The organism is Mycobacterium sp. UM_WGJ, assembly GCF_000455125.1.
Taxonomy (GTDB): Bacteria; Actinomycetota; Actinomycetes; order Mycobacteriales; family Mycobacteriaceae; genus Mycobacterium.
Genome location: NZ_AUWR01000071.1, coordinates 39,601 through 62,818, shown reverse-complemented (window position 1 = coordinate 62,818; position 23,218 = coordinate 39,601). Strand labels below are relative to the sequence as shown.

At 68.1% G+C, this 23,218-nt stretch carries 31 protein-coding genes; 12 read left to right on the top strand and 19 right to left on the bottom strand.

Features of this window, described 5'->3' with window-relative positions:
* The first annotated feature begins 25 nt into the window (after positions 1-25).
* Both N416_RS0118940 and N416_RS0118935 read left to right on the top strand, forming a co-directional pair.
* Complete coding sequence (locus N416_RS0118940) at positions 26-808, top strand: alpha/beta fold hydrolase (RefSeq protein ID WP_024443673.1); 783 nt, start codon at positions 26-28, stop codon at positions 806-808.
* Between the two features lie 11 nt (positions 809-819).
* Positions 820-1,116, top strand: coding sequence for an MGMT family protein (locus N416_RS0118935; RefSeq protein WP_024443672.1), 297 nt, complete (start codon positions 820-822; stop codon positions 1,114-1,116).
* Positions 1,117-1,148: 32 nt separating this feature from the next.
* Here the strand turns inward: N416_RS0118935 and N416_RS0118930 are convergent, their stop codons facing one another.
* From N416_RS0118930 to N416_RS0118920, 3 genes are all read right to left on the bottom strand, one after another.
* Positions 1,149-2,003: a TIGR02569 family protein gene (locus N416_RS0118930; protein ID WP_024443671.1), complete on the bottom strand. Its 855-nt coding sequence runs from the start codon at positions 2,001-2,003 to the stop codon at positions 1,149-1,151.
* Positions 2,004-2,145: 142 nt separating this feature from the next.
* The gene (moeZ, locus tag N416_RS0118925; RefSeq protein WP_024443670.1) at positions 2,146-3,339 is read right to left on the bottom strand and encodes an adenylyltransferase/sulfurtransferase MoeZ; all 1,194 of its coding nucleotides are present in this window, start codon (positions 3,337-3,339) and stop codon (positions 2,146-2,148) included.
* 100 nt (positions 3,340-3,439) lie between these two features.
* Positions 3,440-4,474, bottom strand: a complete 1,035-nt coding sequence (locus tag N416_RS0118920; RefSeq protein WP_024443669.1) for a DUF3152 domain-containing protein — start codon at positions 4,472-4,474, stop codon at positions 3,440-3,442.
* Between the two features lie 202 nt (positions 4,475-4,676).
* Between N416_RS0118920 and N416_RS0118915 the strand changes: the two genes are divergently transcribed.
* The gene (locus N416_RS0118915; protein ID WP_024443668.1) at positions 4,677-5,363 is read left to right on the top strand and encodes a TetR/AcrR family transcriptional regulator; all 687 of its coding nucleotides are present in this window, start codon (positions 4,677-4,679) and stop codon (positions 5,361-5,363) included.
* Here the strand turns inward: N416_RS0118915 and N416_RS0118910 are convergent.
* A complete protein-coding gene (locus tag N416_RS0118910; RefSeq protein WP_024443667.1) occupies positions 5,360-5,626 on the bottom strand; it encodes a DUF3107 domain-containing protein in 267 nt (88 codons plus the stop codon). The genes N416_RS0118915 and N416_RS0118910 overlap by 4 nt on opposite strands.
* Positions 5,627-5,737: 111 nt before the next feature.
* On the bottom strand, positions 5,738-6,433 hold the full coding sequence (locus N416_RS0118905; RefSeq protein ID WP_024443666.1) for a ferritin-like fold-containing protein: 696 nt from the start codon (positions 6,431-6,433) through the stop codon (positions 5,738-5,740).
* Positions 6,434-6,688: 255 nt separating this feature from the next.
* Between N416_RS0118905 and N416_RS0118900 the strand changes: the two genes are divergently transcribed.
* On the top strand, positions 6,689-8,203 hold the full coding sequence (locus N416_RS0118900) for a DEAD/DEAH box helicase (protein WP_024443665.1): 1,515 nt from the start codon (positions 6,689-6,691) through the stop codon (positions 8,201-8,203).
* A gap of 14 nt (positions 8,204-8,217) precedes the next feature.
* Entirely contained in the window at positions 8,218-9,453 is a 1,236-nt protein-coding gene (locus N416_RS0118895) for a hypothetical protein (RefSeq protein WP_024443664.1), read from the top strand.
* Between the two features lie 104 nt (positions 9,454-9,557).
* On the opposite strand, the gene N416_RS0118890 is transcribed toward N416_RS0118895, so the two are convergent.
* Positions 9,558-10,358 carry a ParA family protein gene (locus N416_RS0118890; protein WP_024443663.1) on the bottom strand — a complete coding sequence of 267 codons (801 nt, stop codon included), beginning with the start codon at positions 10,356-10,358 and terminating at the stop codon, positions 9,558-9,560.
* Positions 10,359-10,435: 77 nt separating this feature from the next.
* Here N416_RS0118890 and N416_RS0118885 point away from each other — a divergent pair, with 77 nt between their 5' ends.
* A complete protein-coding gene (locus N416_RS0118885) occupies positions 10,436-11,041 on the top strand; it encodes an acid phosphatase (RefSeq protein WP_024443662.1) in 606 nt (201 codons plus the stop codon).
* A gap of 59 nt (positions 11,042-11,100) precedes the next feature.
* Positions 11,101-12,159: an isochorismate synthase MenF gene (locus tag N416_RS0118880; protein WP_051190318.1), complete on the top strand. Its 1,059-nt coding sequence runs from the start codon at positions 11,101-11,103 to the stop codon at positions 12,157-12,159.
* On the opposite strand, the gene N416_RS0118875 is transcribed toward N416_RS0118880, so the two are convergent.
* Positions 12,119-12,511, bottom strand: coding sequence for a hypothetical protein (locus N416_RS0118875; RefSeq protein ID WP_036458601.1), 393 nt, complete (start codon positions 12,509-12,511; stop codon positions 12,119-12,121). The two genes, N416_RS0118880 and N416_RS0118875, sit on opposite strands and share 41 nt — an antisense overlap.
* A 56-nt stretch (positions 12,512-12,567) precedes the next feature.
* Here N416_RS0118875 and N416_RS0118870 point away from each other — a divergent pair, with 56 nt between their 5' ends.
* Together N416_RS0118870 and N416_RS0118865 are read left to right on the top strand one after the other, a co-directional pair.
* Positions 12,568-13,533: a diacylglycerol kinase family protein gene (locus tag N416_RS0118870; protein ID WP_024443659.1), complete on the top strand. Its 966-nt coding sequence runs from the start codon at positions 12,568-12,570 to the stop codon at positions 13,531-13,533.
* Positions 13,534-13,788: 255 nt separating this feature from the next.
* Positions 13,789-14,043 (top strand): WhiB family transcriptional regulator, encoded by a 255-nt coding sequence (locus N416_RS0118865; protein ID WP_024443658.1) that lies wholly within the window; start codon positions 13,789-13,791, stop codon positions 14,041-14,043.
* A 64-nt stretch (positions 14,044-14,107) separates the two neighbouring features.
* Here N416_RS0118865 and N416_RS0118860 read toward each other — a convergent pair whose 3' ends face one another.
* Both N416_RS0118860 and N416_RS0118855 read right to left on the bottom strand, forming a co-directional pair.
* Positions 14,108-15,595 (bottom strand): sensor histidine kinase, encoded by a 1,488-nt coding sequence (locus tag N416_RS0118860; RefSeq protein ID WP_024443657.1) that lies wholly within the window; start codon positions 15,593-15,595, stop codon positions 14,108-14,110.
* A gap of 32 nt (positions 15,596-15,627) precedes the next feature.
* On the bottom strand, positions 15,628-15,843 hold the full coding sequence (locus N416_RS0118855) for a biotin/lipoyl-binding carrier protein (protein ID WP_036458599.1): 216 nt from the start codon (positions 15,841-15,843) through the stop codon (positions 15,628-15,630).
* Between the two features lie 263 nt (positions 15,844-16,106).
* On the opposite strand from N416_RS0118855, the gene N416_RS23375 reads away from it, so the two are divergent.
* The gene (locus N416_RS23375; protein ID WP_155943407.1) at positions 16,107-16,604 is read left to right on the top strand and encodes a hypothetical protein; all 498 of its coding nucleotides are present in this window, start codon (positions 16,107-16,109) and stop codon (positions 16,602-16,604) included.
* Between the two features lie 167 nt (positions 16,605-16,771).
* Positions 16,772-16,846, top strand: a complete 75-nt coding sequence (locus N416_RS24365) for a 50S ribosomal protein bL37 (RefSeq protein WP_011728008.1) — start codon at positions 16,772-16,774, stop codon at positions 16,844-16,846.
* A 158-nt stretch (positions 16,847-17,004) separates the two neighbouring features.
* Here N416_RS24365 and rsrA read toward each other — a convergent pair whose 3' ends face one another.
* Positions 17,005-17,304 (bottom strand): mycothiol system anti-sigma-R factor, encoded by a 300-nt coding sequence (gene rsrA, locus N416_RS0118845; RefSeq protein WP_024443654.1) that lies wholly within the window; start codon positions 17,302-17,304, stop codon positions 17,005-17,007.
* On the bottom strand, positions 17,301-17,969 hold the full coding sequence (locus tag N416_RS0118840; RefSeq protein WP_369797620.1) for a sigma-70 family RNA polymerase sigma factor: 669 nt from the start codon (positions 17,967-17,969) through the stop codon (positions 17,301-17,303). The genes rsrA and N416_RS0118840 overlap by 4 nt, the downstream gene beginning before the upstream one ends.
* A 203-nt stretch (positions 17,970-18,172) precedes the next feature.
* On the opposite strand from N416_RS0118840, the gene N416_RS0118835 reads away from it, so the two are divergent.
* Positions 18,173-18,670, top strand: a complete 498-nt coding sequence (locus tag N416_RS0118835; protein WP_024443652.1) for an aminoacyl-tRNA deacylase — start codon at positions 18,173-18,175, stop codon at positions 18,668-18,670.
* Between the two features lie 18 nt (positions 18,671-18,688).
* Here N416_RS0118835 and N416_RS0118830 read toward each other — a convergent pair whose 3' ends face one another.
* The 8 genes from N416_RS0118830 to pcaD all read right to left on the bottom strand — a co-directional run bounded on the left by N416_RS0118830 (position 18,689) and on the right by pcaD (position 23,204).
* Positions 18,689-19,234 (bottom strand): anti-sigma factor antagonist, encoded by a 546-nt coding sequence (locus tag N416_RS0118830; protein ID WP_036458585.1) that lies wholly within the window; start codon positions 19,232-19,234, stop codon positions 18,689-18,691.
* Between the two features lie 156 nt (positions 19,235-19,390).
* Positions 19,391-19,564, bottom strand: a complete 174-nt coding sequence (locus N416_RS0118825) for a CsbD family protein (RefSeq protein ID WP_024443650.1) — start codon at positions 19,562-19,564, stop codon at positions 19,391-19,393.
* 87 nt (positions 19,565-19,651) lie between these two features.
* A complete protein-coding gene (locus N416_RS0118820) occupies positions 19,652-20,290 on the bottom strand; it encodes a TetR/AcrR family transcriptional regulator (protein ID WP_152664725.1) in 639 nt (212 codons plus the stop codon).
* Between the two features lie 237 nt (positions 20,291-20,527).
* The gene (gene catC, locus N416_RS0118815) at positions 20,528-20,818 is read right to left on the bottom strand and encodes a muconolactone Delta-isomerase (protein ID WP_024443648.1); all 291 of its coding nucleotides are present in this window, start codon (positions 20,816-20,818) and stop codon (positions 20,528-20,530) included.
* 7 nt (positions 20,819-20,825) lie between these two features.
* Positions 20,826-20,951 carry a hypothetical protein gene (locus N416_RS24175; RefSeq protein ID WP_255341891.1) on the bottom strand — a complete coding sequence of 42 codons (126 nt, stop codon included), beginning with the start codon at positions 20,949-20,951 and terminating at the stop codon, positions 20,826-20,828.
* The gene (locus N416_RS0118805; RefSeq protein WP_024443647.1) at positions 20,948-21,613 is read right to left on the bottom strand and encodes a CoA transferase subunit B; all 666 of its coding nucleotides are present in this window, start codon (positions 21,611-21,613) and stop codon (positions 20,948-20,950) included. The genes N416_RS24175 and N416_RS0118805 overlap by 4 nt, the downstream gene beginning before the upstream one ends.
* Positions 21,610-22,437 carry a CoA transferase subunit A gene (locus N416_RS0118800; RefSeq protein WP_024443646.1) on the bottom strand — a complete coding sequence of 276 codons (828 nt, stop codon included), beginning with the start codon at positions 22,435-22,437 and terminating at the stop codon, positions 21,610-21,612. Before N416_RS0118800 ends, N416_RS0118805 begins: the two co-directional genes overlap by 4 nt.
* Positions 22,434-23,204 (bottom strand): 3-oxoadipate enol-lactonase, encoded by a 771-nt coding sequence (pcaD, locus tag N416_RS0118795; protein ID WP_024443645.1) that lies wholly within the window; start codon positions 23,202-23,204, stop codon positions 22,434-22,436. The genes N416_RS0118800 and pcaD overlap by 4 nt, the downstream gene beginning before the upstream one ends.
* Positions 23,205-23,218: the final 14 nt, after the last annotated feature.

Below are 23,218 nucleotides of genomic sequence, written 5' to 3'. Positions count from 1 at the left end.
TGCCCCGGCTGGCAGCATCAGCGACGTGAGCGATCTCCTGCATGTGCACCGCTACGGACCGTCCGGGCCGGTCCAGATGCTGGCGGTCCACGGGCTGACCGGTCACGGGGCCCGCTGGCGCTACGTGGCCGACCAGCTGCCCGACATCGCCGTCGCCGCACCAGACCTGATCGGCCACGGCCACTCGTCGTGGGCGGCCCCGTGGAGCATCGACGCCAACGTCGCAGCGCTGGCGGCGCTGCTGGAGGACACCGCGGACGGCCCGGTTCCGGTGGTCGCGCATTCCTTCGGCGGTGCGATTGCGCTGCATCTGGCCGCAGCACGCCCCGACCTCGTCGACGCGCTGATCCTGCTCGACCCGGCGATCGGCCTGGACGGCGAGTGGATGGCCACGATCGCCGCCGCGATGCTGGCCTCCCCCGACTACCCCGATCCCGCGGAGGCGCGCGCCGAGAAAGAGAACGGTGCCTGGTCCGACGTGGATCCCGACCTGCTCGACAACGAACTCGAGGAGCATCTGGTCGCGCTGCCCACGGGCCGCTTCGGTTGGCGTATCAGCGTGCCCGCGGTGATGTCGTACTGGAGCGAGTTGGCCCGCGCGGTCGTGCTGCCGCAGTCCACGCCGACCACCGTCGTGCGGGCCACCCGCACCTCGCCGCCGTATGTGACAGCGACGCTCACCGACGGTTTGCGGGATCGGCTGGGCGCGAACTTCCAGCTGGTCGACTTCGACTGCAATCACATGGTCGACCAGGCCCGTCCCGCCGAGGCTGCCGCGGTGATCCGGGCGCAGCTGGCCCGGCGCTAGGGGCGCAGTCCGTGGCGGCCGTCACCGACGAACAGGTCGAGGTGGTGCGTGCGCTGATCATCAGTGTGCCCGCCGGCCGGGTCACCACATATGGCGATGTCGCTTCCGCGGCAGGGCTTTCCAGTCCCCGCATCGTGGGCTGGATTCTGCGGATCGACGGGGCGGATCTGCCCTGGCACCGGGTGCTCCCAGCGTCGGGACGGCCGGCGGATCACTTGCGCACCGAGCAACTGGAACGTCTTCGCGCCGAAGGAGTCCTGGCCGTCGGCGGGAAGGTGGATCTGCGCACGCTGCGACACCGGTTCTGACGGATCCGCATTCGGCGCCAAAGCCGAGAAAGCTAGAGCGCCAGGCGGACCAGCGCCGCAGTGCGGGCCAGACCGGGGAACGCCTCCTCGGTGGAGCGCGGATGCAGCGCATGTACGGCAAGACGGAACATCAACGCGCGCAGCAACATCTGCGGCCACTCGGGCAGCGTCTCCCACCGTTCGATCAGCCCGTCGTCGGCGTCACCCCACGACAGGGCGTCGACCACCACTACCCCGGCAGCCCACGAGGCGGGCCGCCAGTAGGGCGTGATGTCGGTGATGCCGGGCGCCGCGGCGCCGGAGAACAGCACCGTGCCGTATAGGTCGCCGTGCACCAACTGGCTGGGACTCCTGGTGGGCTTGCGCAAAGTGGCCAGCTGGTTGATCAGGTCGATCGACCGCTGACCGTCCACCGAGCCCGGAGCCAATCGTGCACCGGCCTGCAGCGAGGCGAACGGCCGTTCCTCCCAGGCCGCCCGGTCCGCGGCGATGAACACGTCGACGTCGGCCCACGGCGCCACCGGTGCCTGGGTCAAGAATCGGGGCCGCTCCAACTTGGAGGTGGCCTCGTGCAGCCGAACCGCCGCCGACACCACCTCGTCGTGGCGCGGCTCGGGGCTGCCACCGACGAAGGTGTCCGCGCGCCAGCCCGACACCACATAACGTCCGTCGGTGGACCGCACGGGGCGGGCCAGGCGGATGCCGTCGGCGAACAGGGTCTCGCGGACTTTAGCCGACCACGCGGCCCTGGCATGGTCGGCGACCATCGACAGGACCACTTCCCCGCACTTCCAGCCGTCTTCCCAGCCGGCACCAAGCGGTGTGGGCGAAACGTTGCGAATACCGAACGTCGCCAGCACATGTTCGGGCGGCGGCTCGATGGTCACGCGATAAGACTAACCGCGGTGATCGCGAGCGCGGCGGAGCCGGGCGCGGCGGGTCACCGCCAAAAGCACCGGTGATCGCGAGCGCGGCGGAGCCGGGCGCGGCGGGTCACCGCCAAAAGCACCGTGCACCGGGTCTATAGCGCTAATACATGACCATATCGGGCTGCATCTGCTTGGCCCACGCCACAATTCCGCCCTGCAGGTGGACCGCGTTGGCAAAGCCGGCCTTCTTCAGGGTGGCTAGGGCTTGCGCCGAACGGATCCCGGTCTTGCAGTACAGCACCGACATTCGGTCCTGCGGGAGTTTTGCCAGCCCCTCACCGGTGTTGATCGTCGACTGCGGGACCAACTGGGCGCCCTCGATGCGGTTGATCGCCCATTCTCCCGGCTCGCGCACATCGATCAGGGCCAGCAGTTGCCCGGAGTCCAGCAGCTCGCGCAGCTCGGCGGGAGTGATCGTGGACCCGGCGGCCGCAGCGGCGTCATCCTCGGGAACTACGCCGCAGAACGCGTCGTAGTCGACCAATTCGGTGATCGCCGGTGTGGCGGGATCCTTGCGGATCGCAATGGTGCGGTAGCTCATCTCCAAGGCGTCGTAGATCATCAGCCGTCCCAGCAGCGATTCTCCGATACCGGTGATCAACTTGATCGCCTCGGTGCCCATCACCGACCCGATCGAGGCGCACAACACGCCGAGCACTCCGCCCTCGGCGCACGACGGCACCATGCCTGGCGGCGGGGGCTCGGGATACAGGTCGCGGTAGTTGAGACCGCGCTCATTGCCGGCCTCATCGGCCGGGGCGTCCTCCCAGAACACCGACACCTGGCCCTCGAAGCGATAGATCGAGCCCCAGATGTAGGGCCTGTGCGCCAACACCGCGGCGTCGTTGACCAGGTAGCGGGTGGCGAAGTTGTCGGTGCCGTCCAGGATCAGGTCGTACTGGCTGAACAGGTCGACGGCGTTGGAGCGGTCCAGCCGTACCTGGTGCAGCTGCACGCGTAAGAGCGGGTTGACCTCGGCAATCGAGTCCCGGGCGCTTTCGGCCTTGGTGCGGCCGATGTCAGAGACACCGTGGATGACCTGGCGCTGCAGGTTCGACTCCTCGACGATGTCGAAGTCGACAATCCCGAGGGTTCCGACGCCGGCGGCGGCCAGATACAGCAGTGTCGGCGCACCCAATCCACCGGCACCGATCACCAGCACCCGAGCGTTCTTGAGTCGCTTCTGCCCCTGCACGCCGACATCGGGAATGATCAAGTGGCGGCTGTAGCGCGCTACTTCCTCCCTGGTCAGCTCGCCGGCCGGCTCCACCAGCGGCGGCAGTGATCTCGGCACCTGGCAATCTCCTCAACGTCGGGTCCGCCCACCCATCACAGCAGCTGGTGGGGGCAACGACAAACCGCGCGCGAAGCTTCCCGAAGGCAGCCCGACCGGCTCAGGCAATCGGAGCCGGCCAGGGGTTGAAGCGGCAGGTCTTTCCGTCGGGCTTGACCCAGTCCGGGTCGAACTTCGCCGCGTCGTCGTTGGAGGTGCCGAACGTCTGCTGCATCATCACCGGCGCCAGCCCGTCCTGCTTGTCGCACGGTTCGTGGTGCTGGTAGCCGATGGCGTGGCCGACCTCATGGTTGATCAGGTACTGCCGGTAGGACCCGATGTCGCCCTGGAAGGGCACGGCACCGCGAACCCAGCGGGCTTCGTTGATGAATACCCGCGGCTCCGACTTGGCCCCGTATGCCGGGTTATAGCAGGACGCCTCCAGCGGAATCTCGTAGCCGCAGCCCTCCCGGACCGTGATCGGCGACGTCAACGAGATCCGGAAATCGGGGGTGATCGGGCTGCTGGCGTCGACCCGTACGAACCCGATCTGCGGGGTATGCGTCCATCCCTTGGGGTTACGCAGGGTTTGGTCGACCATCCGGGCGAATGCCTCGTCGCCGCCGAACGCGGTGGTGTCGATGCCGTTCTCCACTTCGATGGTGTAGGCGAACACCTTCTCGGTGCCCTGCCCGAATTCCGGCTCGATGCCCGGGATGACGTGCCAGGACATGTCGCCGGCTTCGGTGAACGGGCCGCCGTTGGGCAGCACACCGGTGGGCAGGTTGACGTCGAACTCGGTGAGGCCGCGCGGTGGTGCGCCGATGATCGAGGTGCCCGCCGATCCGATCGTCGGCGGCCCCTGAACCGTGTCATCGGCGGACTGGGTGCGCACTCCAGTACCGGTCACCGTCTGATACACCACCACGACGGTGAGAGCCATGAGCACCGGCAGCGCGTACGCGCGCCACCCGTAGGTGGAGACGAACCTGCCCAGCCAGGTCTGCTTGCGCCACTGGCGGTGCACATCACGGTCGGACCGCAGTCGCCCGGCACCGGCGGCGAGCGGGTCACGCTGGGCGCGCAATGGCTCGCGGAAGCGATCCCGCAGCACCGGGGCTCGACCGCCGCCGCTCCGCCCCGGGTCGTAGGTCACGGTCCCAGAATGGCACAAGGTCTGCGAGCTGGGACTCTGCGGCACGCCAGGAGGGCACTGCGAGGACTTCGAAATGCTGATCGATGCCGGACTGGCGGATGTCGCTGGTGGAAGTGACGGGTGTAGCGCGTAGTCTCGCTCTCACCCACCGGCCGTCGCGGACCCAGTCCCAGGCGTCCGGCCGAACGAGATTGAGGAGTCGATGAGCAAACCGATCGACACGGCAGAGCGGGACGGCGCACAGCCGTCCGGCCGTCGCTCGAGCGGCGCCAAAGCGTCGACTACCGGCGGCCGTCGCGGCAGCCGGCTCCCGCGCGACGAGCGACGCGGTCAGCTGCTGATCGCCGCGAGCGATGTATTTGTCGAACGCGGTTACCACGCTGCCGGCATGGATGAGATCGCCGAGCGGGCCGGTGTCAGCAAACCGATCCTCTACCAGCACTTCGCGTCGAAGCTGGAGCTGTACCTGGCGGTGCTGGCCCGGCACGTGGAGAACCTGGTCTCCGGTGTCCGTCAGGCATTGCGGACCACCACCGACAACCGTCAGCGGCTGCGGTCCGCGGTGCAGGCTTTCTTCGACTTCATCGAGCACGACAGCCAGGGCTATCGGCTGATCTTCGAGAACGACAATGTCGCCGAGCCGCAGGTAGCGGTCCAGGTGCGGGTGGCCACCGAGTCGTGCATCGACGCGATTTTCGACCTGGTCAGCCATGACTCCGGCTTGGACCCGCACCGCGCCCGGATGGTCGCGGTCGGGTTGGTCGCGATCAGCGTCGACTGCGCCCGGTACTGGCTGGACAGTGACCGCCCTATCTCCAAGGATGACGCCGTCGACGGTACGGTGGCGTTCGCCTGGGGCGGGCTGTCACACGTGCCGCTGACCCGTTAAGCGGAACTGGCCCCGGCAGCGACGTCGGCACCAATCCCGAAACCGACCCGCCGACTGTCGGCGACACCGATCTCCACGTAAGCGATCTTGGCGGCCTGCACCAGGAAGCGGCGGCCTTTCTCGTCGGTGAGGGCGAGCAGTCCAGCACCGTCTGCGCCCTTGCCCAACGCGGCGCCGACCAGCTTCTCGACCTCATCGGGCGTCTGCGCACTGTTGATGACCAGTTCGCGCGCGCTATCGGTGACCCCGATCTTGACCTCCACGCCTGCCCCTTTCGTTTGCGTTGGGCGTTGCTAAGCAGGCTAGTGGACGGCGGCCCGGTTGGTGCGCACCGGCCGTTCGCCCTCGGCGATAACGCGCTGCGTGGCGGCGGGCTAAGCCAGACCCAGCTCGCGCATGCGCTCGTCGTGGGTGTGTTGCAGGCGATTGAAGAACCCGGCCAGCTGGGCCAGTCCGGCCGCCCCCGACACCACCAGGTCGGCGAGTTCGTCGCGGTCGGCCAACACGTACTGGGCCTGGGTGATCGCCTCACCGAGCAGCCGACGCGACCACAACGCCAGCCGGCTGCGCTGCTTGTTGCTGGCCGTGACCGCGCCGCGTACCTCCTCGACGACGAACTGCGAATGCTTGGTCTCGGCGAGCACCGCACGCACCACGTCGCCCACCTCGTCGGGGAGTCCGTCGGCGATCTGCAGGTAGAAGTCGGCGGCCATCGCGTCGCCGATGTAGGTCTTGACCAATGCCTCCAGCCACGTGCTGGGCATCGTCAGACGATGGTAATTATCAAGGGCAGTAGCGTATTTCGACATTGCCGCGACCACGTCGACACTGCGGCGCTCGAGAGCTTCACGGAGCAGTTCGAAGTGGCCCATCTCCGCGGCGGCCATCGCCGCCATCGAGATCCGGCCACGCAGATCGGGCGCCATCCGGGCTTCGTCGGTGAGCCGGTAGAACGCGGCCACCTCGCCATAGGCCAGTACCGCGAAAAGCTCGTTGACCCCAGGATGATCGGCGGACAGCCGCGGCGGGGAAGACTGCGCTTCCGCGTCGGCGGAGGGAACCGAATTCATCACCACACTGTATGCGTTCCGCGGCAATGGACCGATGCCCGGCCCGACCAGGTAGGATCATGCTCAGGCAGTGCCTATTCGGTGCTGCCGCGCAATGTGCGTACACGTGGTTGGCCCGCCTCCTCGGCGAGTGCAGGGCCCCCGGCGGTGCCTCCGAATATGGGCAAAGTATCGACCGTCTCCAGTGTGTGCGCCCCGACCCGCACCGCGATCGACTGACATACCGCGCCGACTTCGAAAGGCATCTGCCCGCGCATGACCCCATTGATCTCAACCACCGTTCCCACTACCCCTCCGAGCTTCGCCGAGCTGGGCGTCCGCGACGAGATCGTCCGCGCACTCGCCGAGGACGGCATCGAGCACGCCTTCGCGATCCAGGAGCTGACGTTGCCGCTGGCCTTGGCCGGCGACGACCTGATCGGCCAGGCCCGCACCGGCATGGGCAAGACCTACGGCTTCGGCATCCCGCTGCTACAGCGGGTCAGCACCAGCCCGGACCGGCCGCTGACCGGCGCACCGCGAGCGTTGGTCGTGGTGCCGACCCGTGAGCTGTGCATCCAGGTCTCCGGCGACCTGGCCGACGCGGCCAAATACCTGACCGCCGGGGACCGCCCGCTGTCGGTGCAGGCCATCTACGGCGGCCGGCCCTACGAACCGCAGATCGAGGCGCTGCAGGCCGGTGCCGACGTGGTGGTGGGCACCCCGGGCCGGCTACTCGACCTGGCCCAGCAGGGGCACCTGCAGCTGGGCGGCCTGTCGGTGCTGGTGCTCGACGAGGCCGACGAGATGCTGGACCTGGGCTTCCTGCCCGACATCGAGCGCATCTTGTCTCGTATCCCCGACGACCGGCAGTCGATGCTGTTCTCGGCCACCATGCCCGGCCCGATCATCACGCTGGCCCGCAGCTTCATGAACCAGCCCACCCACATCCGGGCCGAGGCGCCGCACTCTTCGGCGGTGCACGACGCCACCGAGCAGTTCGTCTACCGGGCCCACGCCCTGGACAAGGCCGAATTGGTGGCGCGGGTGCTGCAGGCCCGTGGCCGCGGAGCCACGATGATCTTCACCCGCACCAAGCGCACCGCCCAGAAGGTCGCCGACGACCTCAATGAGCGCGGGTTCAAAGTGGGCGCGGTGCATGGCGACCTCAACCAGGTAGCTCGCGAGAAAGCACTCAAGGCGTTCCGCACCGGCGACATCGATGTGCTGGTGGCCACCGATGTGGCCGCCCGGGGCATCGACATCGACGACGTCACGCACGTCATCAACTACCAGTGCCCCGACGATGAGAAGACCTACGTTCACCGCATCGGCCGCACCGGACGCGCCGGAAAGACCGGCGTCGCCGTCACCCTGGTCGACTGGGACGAGCTGGCCCGCTGGACGCTGATCGACAAGGCCCTCAACCTGTGCTGCCCGGACCCGGCGGAGACCTACTCCAGCTCGCCGCACCTGTTCACCGAGCTCAACATTCCCACCGACGTCAGCGGCTCCATCGGCCAGACGCGCCGGTCACCGGCCAAGCGGTCCGAGGACGAAACCCGCGAGACCGCAGCGGACCGCCAGCGGGCGCCCCGCAACCCGACCCGGTCTCGTCGGCGCACCCGCGGTGGTAGCCAGGCGAGCGCCACCGACGGCGCCCCGCAGAACGCCGAGGCGGGTGAGCCCGGCACCGCCGCGAACTCCGAGGCCACCGGGCCCAGTGCGCCGCGGCGCCGTCGCCGCCGTCGCCCGAACAAGACCGCGGCCGCTGCCGCTAACGGCGGCTGAGCTAGACCGCTGAGATGGTACGACCCGAGCGCCGCACCTCCGGTGATCTGGTCGCGGCGGCCTTGATCGCGGTCGTGATCGTTGTCGTCGGAGTGGTCATCTGGTGGACCAGCGATGCCCGCGCCACGATCAGCCGGTCGGCGTCGGACTCGGCGACCAATCCCCCGTCGGCGGCGATGGTGCCCGCGGCGCTGTCGCAGCTGTGGACAGCGGCCAGCCCGGCAACCTGGGCGCCCGTGGTGGTCTCCGGCACGGTGATCACCGGTGACGGTCCGCGGATGAGTGGTCGTGACCCGGCCACCGGCGAGGAGCGCTGGAGCTACTCCCGCGACGTCGACCTGTGCGCGGTGTCGTGGATCTACCGCTACGCCGTCGCGGTCTACCCCGATTCCCGCGGGTGTGGCCAGGTCAGCGCGGTCGTCGCTGCCGACGGCCTGCGGGGACCGGCCCGCACCAGCTACGCCGACCGGGCCGTACGGGTCTCCTCTGAGGGCAGCGCGGTGCTCTCAGCCGGCGCCACCCGCCTGGAACTGTGGCGTTCAGATCTGGTGCGAGTGATGTCTTACGGGGAGATCGACGCTCGGGTGAAACCTTCGGCGCGCGGCCGAGGGCAGGGCTGCGCCCTGGTCTCGGCAGCGGCGGCCTCCTCGGCGGTATCGGTGCTGGAGTCCTGCGCGGGCCAGTCCGATCTGCAACTGACGCTGCTGCGCGCGGGCAAGGAAGAAGACGAGCCGGAGACCCAGCACGTCGCCGAACGCGGAGTGACCGCGGACTCCGGCGCCCGGGTGCTCGCGGTGACCGACTCCGACGCCGGCACCAACACCGCGCTCTATCTGCCCACTCCGCAGCCTCGTATCGAGGTCGTCGACCAGACCGGCACCACGATCGCCAAGACCATGCTGCCGGCCAAACCCAGCCCCGCCAGCGCCGCACTGCCGGTATCGCGGCCCACCGGGTTGATCTGCTGGTGGACCGGCGATGCGGTGATGGTGTTCGACTCCGGAACGCTGACCTACCGCTACACCATTCCGGCGTCGGGTGCCGCGGTTCCGTTGGGGCCGGCAGTACGGATGGCCGATCGCCTCCTGATACCGGTGACCGACGGGGTCGGCGTCTTCGACCAGAACACCGGCGCGCCGGAACGCATCATCCCGGTGAGCCGCCCGCCCGGGGTCTCGACCGTGTTCCCGGCGGTGTCGGGCCCGACGGTATTGGAGCAGCGCGGCGACGCCGTCGTCGCGCTGGGCTGATGGCGGCGGCTCCGCCGCGCTTGCGATCACCGCTGGGTTAATGGCGGCGGCCCGCGGCGCCCGGCTCCGCCGCGCTTGCGATCACCGCTGGGCTGATGGCCCCGCTAGACCTCGGGAGTAAACGTGGGCAGCGACTTGCCGTTCTTCCAGTACTTGAGCAAGGCCTCGGCCAGCTGACGGTAGGCCTGCGCGCCCTTGTTCTTGCGCCCGGCGATCACCGAGGCACCCGATGCACTGGCCTCGGCGAAACGCACGGTCCGCGGGATCGGCGGAGCCAGCACCGGCAGGTCGTAGCGGTCGGCGATGTCGAGTAACACATCGCGACTGTGGGTGGTGCGCGAGTCGTAGAGCGTCGGCAGGGCACCCAGCAGACGCAGCTCGGGGTTGGTGATCTGCTGGACGTCGGAGACCGTGCGCAGAAATTGGCCGACGCCTCGATGCGCGAGGGTCTCGCATTGCAGGGGCACGATCACCTCGCCGGCCGCGGTAAGGCCGTTGAGGGTCAGCACACCCAAGGACGGCGGGCAGTCGATGACCACCACATCGAACTCGTCTTCGAGCTTGGCCAGCGCCCGCTGCAGAACGTACTCGCGGCCGGCCCGCATCAGCAGCATCGCCTCAGCGCCGGCCAGGTCGATGTTGGCCGGCAGCAGGGTCATCCCCTCGTCGGTCGGCACCAATGCCGTATTGGGTTCCACCTCGCCGAGCAGCACTTCGTGCACCGACACCGGCAGCTTGTCGGGATCGTGGCCCAGGGAGAAGGTTAGGCAGCCCTGCGGGTCGAGGTCGACCAATAACACCCGCCGACCCAGCTCGGCCATCGCCGCACCCAGCGAAGCCACCGTCGTGGTCTTGGCCACGCCGCCCTTCTGATTGGCAACCGCCAAGATCCGCATCCCCGTCACACCGACATACTGGCACGGCTTAGCCCTCGGAGCACCAAACGCGGGTCGGTGTCCGCCGTCGGGCAGAATCGACTGACGTGGGGATCGAGGAGCACCGACTTCTGCTGCTGCGCCACGGGGAAACCGAGTGGTCCCAAAGCGGCCGGCACACCGGGCGCACCGATCTGGAGTTGACTGAGGTGGGCCGGCGTCAAGCCGTCGCCGCCCGGGCAACGCTGACAAAGCTGACGCTGGACAACCCGCTGGTGATCTGCAGCCCGCGCCGCCGCGCCCGGGTGACCGCCGAGCTGGCAGGGCTGCACGTCGATGAGAACTTCGACGACCTCGCCGAGTGGGACTACGGCCGCTACGAAGGGCTGACCACCGCGCAGATCCGCGAATCCGAACCCGACTGGCTGATCTGGACACACGGCAGTGCCGGCGGTGAGACGGTGGCGCAGGTCAGCGACCGCGCCGACCGCATGGTTGCGTTGGCGCTGCGACAGCTCCCCTCGCGTGATGTGGTGTTCGTCGGACACGGCCACTTCTCCCGGGCTGTGATCACGCGGTGGCTGGAGCTGCCGTTAGCCGATGGCGCACGAGTCGCGATGGCGGCGGCCTCGATGGCCGTGTGTGGCTTCGAGCACGGAGTGCGCCAGCTCATCGCGCTCGGCCTGACCGGACCTCAGGCCGCAGGGCTGTGACAACACTGCCACCGAAGTTCGTCCTTTCCGGACCCTCCGGGACGCTGTCGGCCGACGCGATGACCGCCGGGTTCACCGATGTCACCGCCGCGCAGGCCGCATTGTCGCGCGGTGATGCACCAATAGTGTTGGGGGCGCTGCCTTTCCGGCCCGATTCCGCCGCGGCCCTGTTCGTCCCGCGCGAGGTGCGACGCGAAGAGGCGCTGCCGCCCGCACGCGATGCGGCGCTTCCCGCGGTCCACGTGGTCGCGCAGATTCCGCAGCCCGACGAGCATCGAGCCCGGATCCGCCGGGCCCTGGACGAACTGACCGCACCACGAAGCGCCCTGCGCAAGGTGGTGCTGGCCCGCGGGCTGCGCCTGGCCGCCGATGCCCCGCTGGACGCCGATACCCTCCTGCACCGGCTGGTCGCCGCGGACCCGAGCGGCTACGGCTACCTGGTCGAGCTGAGCGCGGCCGGGCAGGCCTACGCCGGCACGGTCCTGGTCGGCGCCAGTCCTGAACTGTTGGTCGCCCGCGAAGGCGACCGAATCACCTGCCGGCCCTTCGCCGGTTCGGCGCCGCGCTCCCCCGATGCGGTAGTCGATGCCGCCAACGGAGCCGCGCTGGCCGAGTCCGGCAAGAACCGCCACGAGCATCAACTGGTCGTCGATCAGTTGCGTGCGGCCCTCGAGCCACTGTGCGTGGAACTCGACATAGCGCCGGAACCACAGCTCAGCAGGACCTCTGCGGTGTGGCACCTGAACACCCCGATCACCGGTCGACTGCGCGACTGCTCCACCACTGCACTGGATTTGGCGCTGGCACTGCATCCGACGGCCGCGGTCGGCGGGCTTCCGACCGCCGCCGCGGTGGATCTCATCACCGAACTGGAGGGCGACCGGGGCTTTTACGCCGGCGCGGTCGGCTGGTGCGACGCCGCCGGTGACGGCCGCTGGGTGGTCTCGATCCGCTGCGCGCAACTGTCCGCCGACCGCCGATCCGCGCTGGCCCATGCCGGCGGCGGGATCGTCGCCGAATCCGACCCGGACGAGGAACTGGCCGAGACGGTGACGAAGTTCGGCACGATCTTGTCGGCTATGGGCGTCGTTCCGCCCAGCGCAGCGCCGCTGGACTGAACAACGCCGCCAGCACCGCCACCGCCGCCACGCCGACCGCCACGCCGTAGCCCCAGCGGTGCGAGCCCACCCCCAGATACCAGGCGACCGGCAACAGCAGCAGATTGGCGAACACTGCTATGCCGCGCCCGAAGCGCCGGCCTCGCAGCAGCGCCCACCCGGCCGCCGACACCGCAACACCGACGAAGGCGAACCATGCCGCAGTGCCGTAGCCATTGGCGTCATGCTGATCCGCGCCGGCCAATGCCCGCAGTACCAGCACCACCGCGACAACAAGGGCGGCCGCGCCCTGCACAGCGACAATCAGGCCGGCGCCGAGCACAGCGCGCGGTGAGTCAGCGACGGCTTTCACGCCGCCAGCGTAACCACCCGAACCCATCGCCTCCGATGCCCATAGACTCGTATTTCGTGCGCGCCGTGCTGATCGTGAACCCCAATGCCACATCCACTACGCCGGCGGGGCGCGATCTGCTCGCCCACGCGCTCAAGAGCCGCCTCGACCTGACCGTGGTGCACACCGACTATCGCGGCCATGCCATCGAGATCAGTCAGGCCGCGAGCCGAGACGGCATCGACCTGGTTATCGCGCACGGCGGCGACGGGACCGTGCACGGCGTGGTCAACGGCCTGCTCGGGGCACCTGGTTCACCGCCACCGGCGCACCTGCCGGCGGTGGCGGTGGTGCCCGGCGGGTCGGCGAACGTGTTCGCGCGTTCGCTGGGCATCGCGGCCGACCCGATCGCCGCCACCAATCAGCTCATCGAATTGATCAACCCCCCAACCGGCCGGCCCGCGTGGCGCCGGATCGGGCTTATCGACTGCGGCGAGCGGTGGTCGGTTCTCAACGCCGGCATGGGAGTCGACGGCGAAGTGGTGGCCGCGGTGGAGGCCGAACGCGAGAAGGGCCACGCCGTCACCCCACTGCGCTACATCCGCGCGGCGGTCCCCGCGGTACTGGCCACCACCCGCCGGGCGCCGACATTGACCTTGCAGCTGGGCGACGACCAACCGGTCGAAGGGGTGCACTTCGTGTTCGTCTCGAACTGCGCTCCGTGGACCTATGCCGACGAGCGGTGCGTGTGGACCAACCCCGACACCACCTTCGAGTCGGGAATGGGCGTGTTCGCGACCACCAGCATGAAAGTTCTGCCCACGCTGAGGCTGGTTCGGCAGATGCTGTCGAAACGGCCCAAATTGCGCGCCAAACAGCTCATCCGCGACGACGATGTGGCCGCGCTGCGGGTGGATGCCGGCGACACACCGATAGCGACTCAGATCGATGGCGAATATCTCGGGCTGCGTACCGCGATGACGTTCCGGGCGGTTCCCGACGCGCTGGACGTCGTCGCCCCTCCGCTAGAGAAAGCTCGCTGATCTGCGAAGATAGCGCTCCAATCGCTCACTGAGCGCACAGTTCATCCCACTGTAGTACACCTGCACAGGAACGCCGTCAGCAGCCCCGCGAAAACGTGACCTTGACCACGTGATAAAGCGCACCCTTGACATCTGTCCAAGCTGTGAAACGATCGAGCGATCGGATGCAAGCCGTAATCATTTCTTGCGCCGCTTATACACAGTCGAAAAGCACTAGCGCACCCCGCTGCGCCCAAAGTAAGGAGTTGGAGACCTATGGATTGGCGCCACAAGGCGGTCTGTCGCGACGAGGACCCGGAGCTGTTCTTCCCGGTGGGAAACAGCGGCCCGGCTCTCGCCCAGATTGCTTCCGCTAAGCAGGTCTGCACCCGTTGCTCGGTGGTCACCGAGTGCCTGACCTGGGCGCTGGAGACCGGCCAGGACGCCGGCGTGTGGGGCGGCATGAGCGAAGACGAGCGACGTGCGCTCAAGCGCCGCAACGCTCGGACGCGGGCGCGCAGCGGGGTCTGACCCCAGACAAAGCGACGCGGCCCCGACTCAGTCGGGGCCGCGTCGTTTTGTGTCGAGACCTGCCTCACAACGCCTGACGGAGCCGGCGACCGCCGACCGGGATGCGCAGCACCATCTCGGTTCCGCCGCCCGGCGCGTCTTGCGCGGTCAGCGAGCCGTTGAGCTCCGCCGAGACCAGCGTGTTGACGATCTGCAGGCCGAGCCGGTCGGAAGTCTCCAGTCGGAACCCGTCGGGAAGCCCGTGGCCGTCGTCGTGGACCACGACGTCGAGCCAACGCGCCGAACGTTCGGCCCGGATGGTCACCGCTCGCCGGTCGGCCTCTGCCTCAAAGGCGTGCTCGATCGCGTTCTGCACCAGTTCGGTGATCACCATGATCAAGGCGGTAGCCCGGTCGGCGTCCAGCGACCCGATCGACCCGATCCGGGCGACATGAATCGGGATATCCACGCTGGCAACGTCGTTCATCATCGGCAGGATGCGGTCGATCACCTTGTCGAGGTTCACCACCTCGTCGACCGACATCGACAGCGCTTCGTGGACCAGTGCGATCGACGACACCCGCCGCACCGACTCCAGCAGCGCCTCGCGGCCTTCGGTACTGGTTGTGCGGCGGGCCTGCAGGCGCAGCAGCGCCGCCACGGTCTGCAGATTGTTCTTCACTCGATGATGGATCTCTCGAATGGTCGCGTCCTTGGAGAGCAGCGCGCGGTCGCGGCGCTTCACCTCGGTGACGTCGCGAACCAGCACCGCCGCCCCCGCCGGCCGGCCGTGCACGATCAGCGGCAGGGTGCGCAACAGAACGACCGCTCCGGCCGCGTCGACCTCGAACCGCATGCTCGAGCCACCGGACAGCGACTCACGCACATGTTCGGCCAGTTCGTGAGCCTCGAATGGGTCGGAGATCAGCGGCCGGGTGATGGCGACCAGGTCGTGGCCGGCCAGTTCGGCGGCCAGGCCCATGCGGTGGTAGGCCGACACCGCATTCGGGCTGGCGTAACGGACCGTGCCGTCGACGGCCAGCCGGATGAACCCGTCTCCCACGCGCGGACTCGAGCGCGACACCGCGATGTCGCCGACGTCTGGGAAGGTGCCCTCGGAGATCATGTGCACCAAGTCGGCCGCGCAATCCAAGTAGGCCGCTTCCAGCCGGCTGGACTCCCGTCGGCCCGTCAACGCGGTCTGGTGGGTCAGCACGGCCACGATCCGGTCGCCGTGGCGCACCGGTACCGCTTCCATATTGCGTTGTCCGGCAATACCTTCTCGACCGATGACGCCCGATTCGAAGGCGGCGACCGCCAGCGGCATCCACTCCGGCACGACGATGGTGCCGACGGCGTCACTCAGCAGTACGGTGGGCGCGGTGTTGGGCCGGCATTGCGCCACGCACACCAGGGCACCGTCGGCGTCGGGGTCGCGGCGCACCCACATCAGGTAGTCGGCGAACGACAGGTCCGCCAGCAGCTGCCACTCCCCGACCACCGCATGCAGGTGGTCCACCGCACTGCCGGGCAGAACGGTGTGTTCGGCGAGCAGATCACCGAGGGTCGACATCGGCTAGCTCGCGCCGGTCACAGCGGCAGCGATCAGCTGATCACGGCGATCAGATCGCCGGCCTGAATCACGTCACCGACCTGCACGGCCACCTTGCTGATGGTGCCCGCGGTCTCGGCCAGCACCGGGATCTCCATCTTCATCGACTCCAGCAGCACCACGGTGTCGCCCTCGTTGATCTGGTCGCCCTCGTGGACCACGACCTCGAGCACGCTGGCCACGATCTCCGCGCGAACGTCCTCGGCCATCTTCACCTCGTTCATCACCCAGTCAACGATTGCGTACATCAAAAAGCTAGGCCCTATCGAACCACAACCCCCTCACGGCATCGGGCAGGGCGGCTCGGGTAAGCGAACTCCAAGATAATTAAGAGGACATAGAGAGTTCGATCCGTGATCGTGTCGTGTTTCTCCTGTGACAATTGCATAGCACCGTTACTCGAGTGTTTTGAACGCGTGACGAAATCGCCGTGACGCGGCACAAGTCGACACCGAACTTGAGGAGTAGCGCGTTGTCTGTAAACCGTCTTGCCCAGCCGCGAGTGCGGCTGACACTGATCTGCGCCGGCGCCATGACGCTGGCCACATTGGGATTCGGTGTCGCGTCCGCCAAAGCCGCCCCGGCCCTGGTTGATGACCCCATGCCGATTCCGACCCCCCTCGGCACCCCGACTCCCCTCGGCACCCCCAGCCCGCTCGGCGTGCCCGGCGCACTGGGCGTACCAGGTGCACTGGGCGCCCCCAGCCCACTGGGCATGCCCGGCTCTGCCGTCGGAGGCTCCTCAGCCGGCGTGAACGCCGCGAACTCCTTCCTGCAGGCGTTGAACGGCATGCTCAACCGCGTGGTCCCCGGCGTGGGGTCGATCATGCCCACCGACGTGAGCACTCTGACGCCGCCTGGGGCGCCCATGTCCGCGGGGCCTGCACTGGAGACCCCGCCCGCTCCGGCGACACCTCCGGCCCTGGTGCCGCAGACACTGGCGGGCGCTCGGAACTTCTCGGTGCACTGATCCTGAGACGGTGAGCCGGTCGTCGGATTCGCCCGACGGCCGGCCGCGGCCGACGGCTATGTCGTCAGCGTTGCGCTGCCACGACAGACCGGTCATCCGCGCGATTATCGCCAGACCTGGTCGTGTGAGACACTTGTCAGCCGGAATACCTGCTAGGAGGGCCAATCATGGCAAAACGTGGCCGCAAGAAGCGCGATCGCAAGCACAGCAAAGCCAACCACGGCAAGCGACCCAACGCCTAGCGCGTTGGTTCAAGCTCGCCAGCACAGCTGACCGCAAGCCCGGCCTCAGGCCGGGCTTGCTGCAGTTATCGGCCATCTCGAAGCCATAGCGGCGACCCGCTTCGCCCGGCGCCGCCGCGCGCGTGCGATCGCCTCCGGCGCCATGGCAGCCGCCCGGATCAGCCCTCGCGGTGGATGATCGTGGTCCGGCTGATCTCCAGCCGCACCCGTTCGTAGAGACGCCGCGGGGCCTTGTCGCCACTGCATTTGCGGGCGATCAGCGTCTTGATCCGTTCCTCGACCCCGTAGTGCCGCAGGCAGCCGGGGCATTCCTCAAGGTGCTGGCGCAGTTTGGCCCTGGTCTCCGCCGTGCATTCGCCGTCGAGCAGGGTCCATACTTCGGCGATCACCTCCGAACAGTTGGCATGGGACCCGCCGTCAGCCGGCGGCGTGTTGCAGTCCCGCGAGTGTTCGGTCACGACGACACCTCCTCGGAAGTCTGGCCGTCGCGAATGAATCCACGATCGCGGGCTACGTCGGCCAGCAGACTGCGCAACTGTCGCCTGCCGCGGTGCAAACGCGACATCACCGTGCCGATCGGCGTATCCATGATCTCAGCGATCTCCTTGTACGGGAATCCTTCGACGTCGGCGTAGTACACCGCCATCCGGAATTCTTCGGGAAGCTGCTGCAGCGCCTCTTTGATCTCGGTGTCAGGCAGCGACTCCAGAGCCTCTACCTCCGCTGAGCGCAGCCCCGTCGAAGAGTGTTCGGCGGTGGCCGCCAGCTGCCAGTCGGTGATCTCGTCGGTCGGGTACTCCGCCGGTGAGCGTTGCTTCTTGCGGTAGCTGTTGATGTAGGTGTTGGTCAGGATGCGGTAGAGCCACGCCTTGAGGTTGGTGCCCTCTCGAAAGGAGCGGAACCCGGCATAGGCCTTGACCATGGTCTCCTGCAGCAGGTCCTCGGCATCGGCAGGATTGCGCGTCATGCGCAGCGCGCCGCCGTAGAGCTGATCGAGCATGGGGATCGCATCGCGTTCGAACCGAGCGGTCAGCTGCGCGTCGGTCTCATCGGAACGTACCGGCGCCTTGGCTTCGGTCGAAGCCTCGGTCCCGGTACCGGACGCACTCTCGCCGTCAGCCATCTGTATCGTCGCTGCCCCTTCTGTCGCGGTGCCCACAACCAGCCCAGCCGATAGCTCGCGTTCCAGCAGACCGATCGCCGTTGACATCGGCGACTCCTTTCCGATCCTAGGGCCGTGATCGACGACTTGGCGCAGCGACCACACCAACTGGCTTAGTCAACAGCGTTGGCCATGGCACTATTTCCCGGCCGTATCCTGGCGCGGTGAGTCGTGCGGCAACCCGAGCTGTAGCGGCCCTGATCGCCGCGCAGGTGCCCTACGAGGTGTTGCGTTACCGGCATGAGCCAGACCAGCGTGCTTTCGGAGCCGAAGCCGTCGAGCAGCTCGCGGCCGAGGGACCGGGCGGGGTGCGCCCCGAGCAGATCTTCAAGACGCTGGTGGTGGCGATCCCGCCCGCACTGGCGATCGCGGTCCTGCCGGTGCCGGCCAAGCTGTCGTTGAAGGCGGTCGCCGCCGCACTCGGGGCGCCCAAGGCCGCAATGGCCGACCCGGCGGCGGCACAACGAGCGACCGGTTACGTGCTGGGCGGGATCTCGCCGCTCGGGCAGCGCAAAGCTTTGCCGACCGTGGTGGATGCCTCTGCACTGGGCTTTGACCGGGTGCTGTGCAGCGCGGGGCAACGCGGCTTGGACGTGGCGGTGGCACCTGCGGATCTTGTCCGGTTGACGGGGGCGATCACCGCGGACATCCAGGCCCGCTGACCCCGCGGTTGCCGGCGTTCAACGGTCCAGAACCGAACCGGGATCGTCGCGCGGTGCGTTCCCGAGCGCATCGTCGACGGTCGCGGCGAACGACAATTCGGCGTCGATACCCGCGGCGTCCACCACCCGGGCGGTGATGTGCTGGTCGCTGACAAGGCAGAGCCGGATGCCGCGCCGACGGCAGCTGGCCGACTCTTCAACCAGCACCGCGAACGCGCAGATTCCCATGAATTCGAGGGCGCTGGTATCGATGATCAGCGGCCCGGGAGCTGTTGCCACCTCCGCGGCCTCGCCGACCAGGCGACGCCAGACGGCGATGTTGGACGCGTCGACACTGCCACCCGCGTGAACCAGCAGCGCTGAGCCGCGCCGCTCCACCAGGACATGCAGCTCTTCTTCCGCAGGAACCTCCGGCGCGACGAACGCCTCGCCGACGCACGTCTCGCCGACGACGCCACCGACGGCCATCGCGGCGACCGGAACCGCTTCCATCCGCTCCGGCCCGGCACCGTTGCGGCGCCAACCAGCGCAGCGGCTGAGTTTACGGCGTAAACCGAACAGCATGGAATTGAAGCTACGCCGGATTGTTTACGTTGTAAACCTGTCTGCGGGGGGCTCCCTAGACCGCGTTGCCGTCCCCCCGCTGCAACCCGCTCCACCCCCCGGACACGCCACCGCCCCGCACGCCGTAATCGGCGCACGGGGCGGTGTTCTCGCTTGTTAGTCCTTGAAGGCGTCCTTGATGTTCTCACCGGCCTTCTTCAGGCTGGACTTGCCCTGGTCAGCCTTGCCCTCGTTCCTGAGGTCGTCATTGCCGGTGACCTTGCCGGCGGCCTCTTTGGCCTTGCCCGCGACGTCCTCCGCGGCATGTTTGGCTTTGTCTGCCAATCCCATCGTGAACTCCTCCCTCATGTGGCGTTGCGACAGAAGGGATACCCACCATGTTTACGACGTAAACCCTCATCGGGTGGCCCGATCGCTTCAGCGCCGGGCGATCAGCAGCTCGAGCCGGTCCAGGATGGCCTCCAGCGCCTCCTCGAACTCCGCGGTGCTGCGGTCCTGCGACAACATCGGCTGCAGGCGTAGCAGGTGCGGGTAGTCGGTAAGGTCGCGCCCGGACCGCGCGCCCCTGTCATCGAGAAGCACCTCGTCGGGGTGCAGTTCAGCGCCGCGTGCCGACACTTCCAACAGCAGATGACCGATCAGGAACGTGGTGTAGGAACGGTAGGCGGACACCGCGGCGCCGTCGTCGAATCCATAGGTGATCAGCGTGTCGAGGAAGCTCTCCATCCAGCGCAGGCTGCGCAGCGGTGGCCGAACCCACGGGGCCTCCGGGGCCTGGGTGGCGACCAGCGGAAAGACCTCCGGATGGTCGAGTGCGATCTGGCGTACCCCGTGCGCCAGCCGCATGAGGTAGTCCTGCCAGCCGTCTTCCTGGCGTCGCGCCGCGAGCTGATCCGCGTAGAGCCGGTCGACGATATGGTCGACAACTCCGGTGAGCAGGTCCCCACGGCCGTGCACATAGCGGTACAGCGCCATCGCCTCGACTCCGCAGGCTGCCCCCAACCCACGCATGGTCAACTTCGACAGTCCGTGCCGGTCGATGAAGTCGATGGCCATTTCCAGGATCGCGTCACGGCTCAGGTGCGACGGCCGCAGACCGTCGCCGATGTCGGCCCCCTCGGCGTGCACCGGCCGCTGCGCACCGCGATCGCCGGCATCCACCCAGATCACCCTTTTCACCGCATCGACGGCCCGACTCCAGCGGCCACCTGCGATCCGCTTCGCGCACCGACCACGAGTTTACGTCGTAAGCTCGCCACGATAGGCCAAAGCGGCCATAGTCGCGTCCACCGGCTAGCGGGTGAGCGCCTTGACGTCACTGGGATGGCCGGCCAGCGGGGTCACCCGGATATCCATGTAGGCGAACAATGGGAGCCCGGAAAGTATCTGGTGCAGTTCGTCATTCGACGCGACATCGAAGATCGAGATGTTCGAGTACTCGCCGACGATCCGCCAGATGTGCGGCCACTTGCCGGACCGCTGCAGATCCTGGGAGTACGCCTTTTCGCTGGCCACAATCTCGGCACGGACCTGCGGGTCGAGGTCGTGCGGGATGCGCACATCCATCCGTACGTGAAACAGCATGGCGGCCTCAGTCCTGCACCGGGTCGAGGACGAAGTTGTAGGTCACCGCGAAGCTGCCGTGGCATTGCGCCGCTGAATCCAGCTTCGAGCAACCCCGACGCGTCCAGATCGACGCCTGGCGCCGTGCGCTCAACCTACTACGCCGGCCGGTTGCCCAACTGCCCGTCGATCAAGCACCGGTGCCGCGGTTTTCGCGACCACCTCGTCATAACCGACCCCGGGCGCCAGCTCCACCAAGGCGAACCGGTCGCCGGCGACATCGAGCACCCCGAGGTCGGTGATCACCCGGCTGACCACACCGCGTCCGGTCAGCGGCAGATCGCAGGCGGCGACCAGTTTGGCGGCACCGGCCTTGGTGGTGTGATCCATCAGGACGATCACCCGGCGCACGCCGCTGACCAGATCCATGGCACCGCCCATGCCCTTGACCATGGCCCCCGGCACCATCCAGTTGGCCAGGTCACCGTTGGCCGCCACCTGCATGCCGCCCAGCACGGCCACATCGACATGGCCACCGCGGATCATCGCGAAGCTGGTCGCGGAGTCGAAATACGCTGCCCCGGGCAACACCGTGACGGTCTGCTTTCCGGCGTTGATCAGGTCCGGGTCGACTTCATGGTCGTAGGGGAAAGGCCCGACGCCGAGGATGCCGTTCTCGGCGTGCAGCGTGATGCTGGAGTCGTCGGGCAGGTGACCGGGAATCAGGGTGGGCAGGCCGATGCCCAGGTTGACGTAGTCGCCGTCGTGCAGTTCCCGGGCCGCTCGCGCGGCCATCTCGTCGCGGGTCCAGCTCATCGTGTCGCCTCCTGCTCTTGATTGCCCGCCTCCCGGGCGGCCTCGTGGCTCGCCCGCGCCGTCATCGGCCGGGTGGTGCGCTTCTCGATGTCCTTGCGCGCGGCCTGCTCCGGAGTCAGTGCCAGGATTCGCTTGACGAAGATCCCGGGCAGGTGAACCGCGTCGGGGTGCAGTTCCCCGACCTCGACGACCCGCTCGGCTTCGACGATGGTGGTCCGTCCAGACATGGCTGCCGGGGGGTTGAAATTGCGTGCCGCGGCGTGGAATTGACAGTTGCCAGCCTTATCGGCGACCGCGGCGCGCACCAGCGCATAGTCGGTGGTGATGCCCTCCTCGAGCACCATGTCGGTGCCGCGGAAGTTGCGTACCTCTTTGGGCGGTGAGGCGATGGCGATGCTGCCGTCGGGGTGATACCGCCAGGGCAGTCCCCCGTCGGCGACGGCGGTGCCGACCCCGGTGGGGGTGAAGAAGGCGCCGATGCCGCTGCCCCCGGCGCGCATCCTTTCGGCCAGGGTGCCCTGCGGGGTGAGCTCGACGGTCAGTTCACCGGACAGGTACTGGCGGGCGAATTCCTTGTTCTCCCCGACGTAGGAGGCGATGACCCGGCTGATCCGGCGCGCGTCGAGCAACAGGCCCAGCCCGGCACCGTCGACCCCGCAGTTGTTGGACACGATGGTCAGGTCGGTGGCGCCCTGTTCAAGGAGGGCCTCGATGAGAAACCACGGGATGCCGGCCAGCCCGAAGCCGCCGACGGCCAGACTCGCACTGTCGGGTATGTCGGCGACCGCCGCGGCCGCAGATTCGACCACTTTGTTCAGGCTCATGGGCGCTCCAGGTGTTCAATGAGGGCTGGCGTGATGATCTCGGGTTGTTCGGCGTTGGCCAGGTGAGCGGCGTGCGAAACGACCAGCAGCCGACCGTTTTTGACGCCGGCCGCGATCTCTTCAAGCTTGGCCGGCGGGGTGGCGGGGTCGTCAGCGCCGGCGACGGCCAGGGTCGGGGCGGTGATGACGGCCAGGTCGCCGCGGACGTCCAGGCCGGCGATCGCCTCGCAGCAGCCGGCGTAGCCCTGCGCGGGTGTCGCGGCGACCATGGCTTCGCCCTCGGCACGGACGTCGGGGTGCGCCGCAAGGTATTGCGGGGTGAACCACCGCTGTACCACCGCGGCGGCGACCGCGCCGGCACCGCGGGCGCGGACCGTCGCGGCCCGTTCCTGCCAGGCGGTGGCCGGTGGCAGGTGCGCGGCCGTGCACAGCACGGCCAGCCGGTCGACCCGCTCGGGGTTGCGGGCCGCGACCCGCATCGCGGTCATCCCGCCCAGCGACAGTCCGACCAGGTGTGCCCGCTCCACACCGAGCCGGTCAAGCAGTGCGATCACGTCGTCGGCCAGGTCGTCGATGGTGTACGGCCCGTCCGGGACCGGGGATTGGCCGTGCCCACGAGTGTCGTAGCGCACCACCTGGAACCGGTCCTGCAGCGCGCCGATCTGGGCGTCCCACATCCGGTGGGTCGATCCCAGCGAGTTGGACAGCAGCAGGACCGGACCGCCTTCGCGACCGGTGATCACCGTGTGCACCGCGACGGCGCTCATCGCCCGGCCTCGAA

Coding starts and splice junctions, on each gene's coding strand:
- N416_RS0118915 (WP_024443668.1), top strand. CDS start 4,677: ATGAGCAAACCGATCGACACGGCAGAGCGGGACGGCGCACAGCCGTCC.
- N416_RS0118905 (WP_024443666.1), bottom strand. CDS start 6,433: ATGAATTCGGTTCCCTCCGCCGACGCGGAAGCGCAGTCTTCCCCGCCG.
- N416_RS0118900 (WP_024443665.1), top strand. CDS start 6,689: ATGACCCCATTGATCTCAACCACCGTTCCCACTACCCCTCCGAGCTTC.
- N416_RS0118895 (WP_024443664.1), top strand. CDS start 8,218: ATGGTACGACCCGAGCGCCGCACCTCCGGTGATCTGGTCGCGGCGGCC.
- N416_RS0118880 (WP_051190318.1), top strand. CDS start 11,101: ATGACCGCCGGGTTCACCGATGTCACCGCCGCGCAGGCCGCATTGTCG.
- N416_RS0118865 (WP_024443658.1), top strand. CDS start 13,789: ATGGATTGGCGCCACAAGGCGGTCTGTCGCGACGAGGACCCGGAGCTG.
- N416_RS0118860 (WP_024443657.1), bottom strand. CDS start 15,595: ATGTCGACCCTCGGTGATCTGCTCGCCGAACACACCGTTCTGCCCGGC.
- N416_RS0118855 (WP_036458599.1), bottom strand. CDS start 15,843: ATGGCCGAGGACGTTCGCGCGGAGATCGTGGCCAGCGTGCTCGAGGTC.
- N416_RS0118840 (WP_369797620.1), bottom strand. CDS start 17,969: ATGGCTGACGGCGAGAGTGCGTCCGGTACCGGGACCGAGGCTTCGACC.
- N416_RS0118830 (WP_036458585.1), bottom strand. CDS start 19,234: ATGCTGTTCGGTTTACGCCGTAAACTCAGCCGCTGCGCTGGTTGGCGC.
- N416_RS0118825 (WP_024443650.1), bottom strand. CDS start 19,564: ATGGGATTGGCAGACAAAGCCAAACATGCCGCGGAGGACGTCGCGGGC.
- N416_RS0118820 (WP_152664725.1), bottom strand. CDS start 20,290: ATGGCCATCGACTTCATCGACCGGCACGGACTGTCGAAGTTGACCATG.
- catC (WP_024443648.1), bottom strand. CDS start 20,818: ATGCTGTTTCACGTACGGATGGATGTGCGCATCCCGCACGACCTCGAC.
- N416_RS0118805 (WP_024443647.1), bottom strand. CDS start 21,613: ATGAGCTGGACCCGCGACGAGATGGCCGCGCGAGCGGCCCGGGAACTG.
- N416_RS0118800 (WP_024443646.1), bottom strand. CDS start 22,437: ATGAGCCTGAACAAAGTGGTCGAATCTGCGGCCGCGGCGGTCGCCGAC.
- pcaD (WP_024443645.1), bottom strand. CDS start 23,204: ATGAGCGCCGTCGCGGTGCACACGGTGATCACCGGTCGCGAAGGCGGT.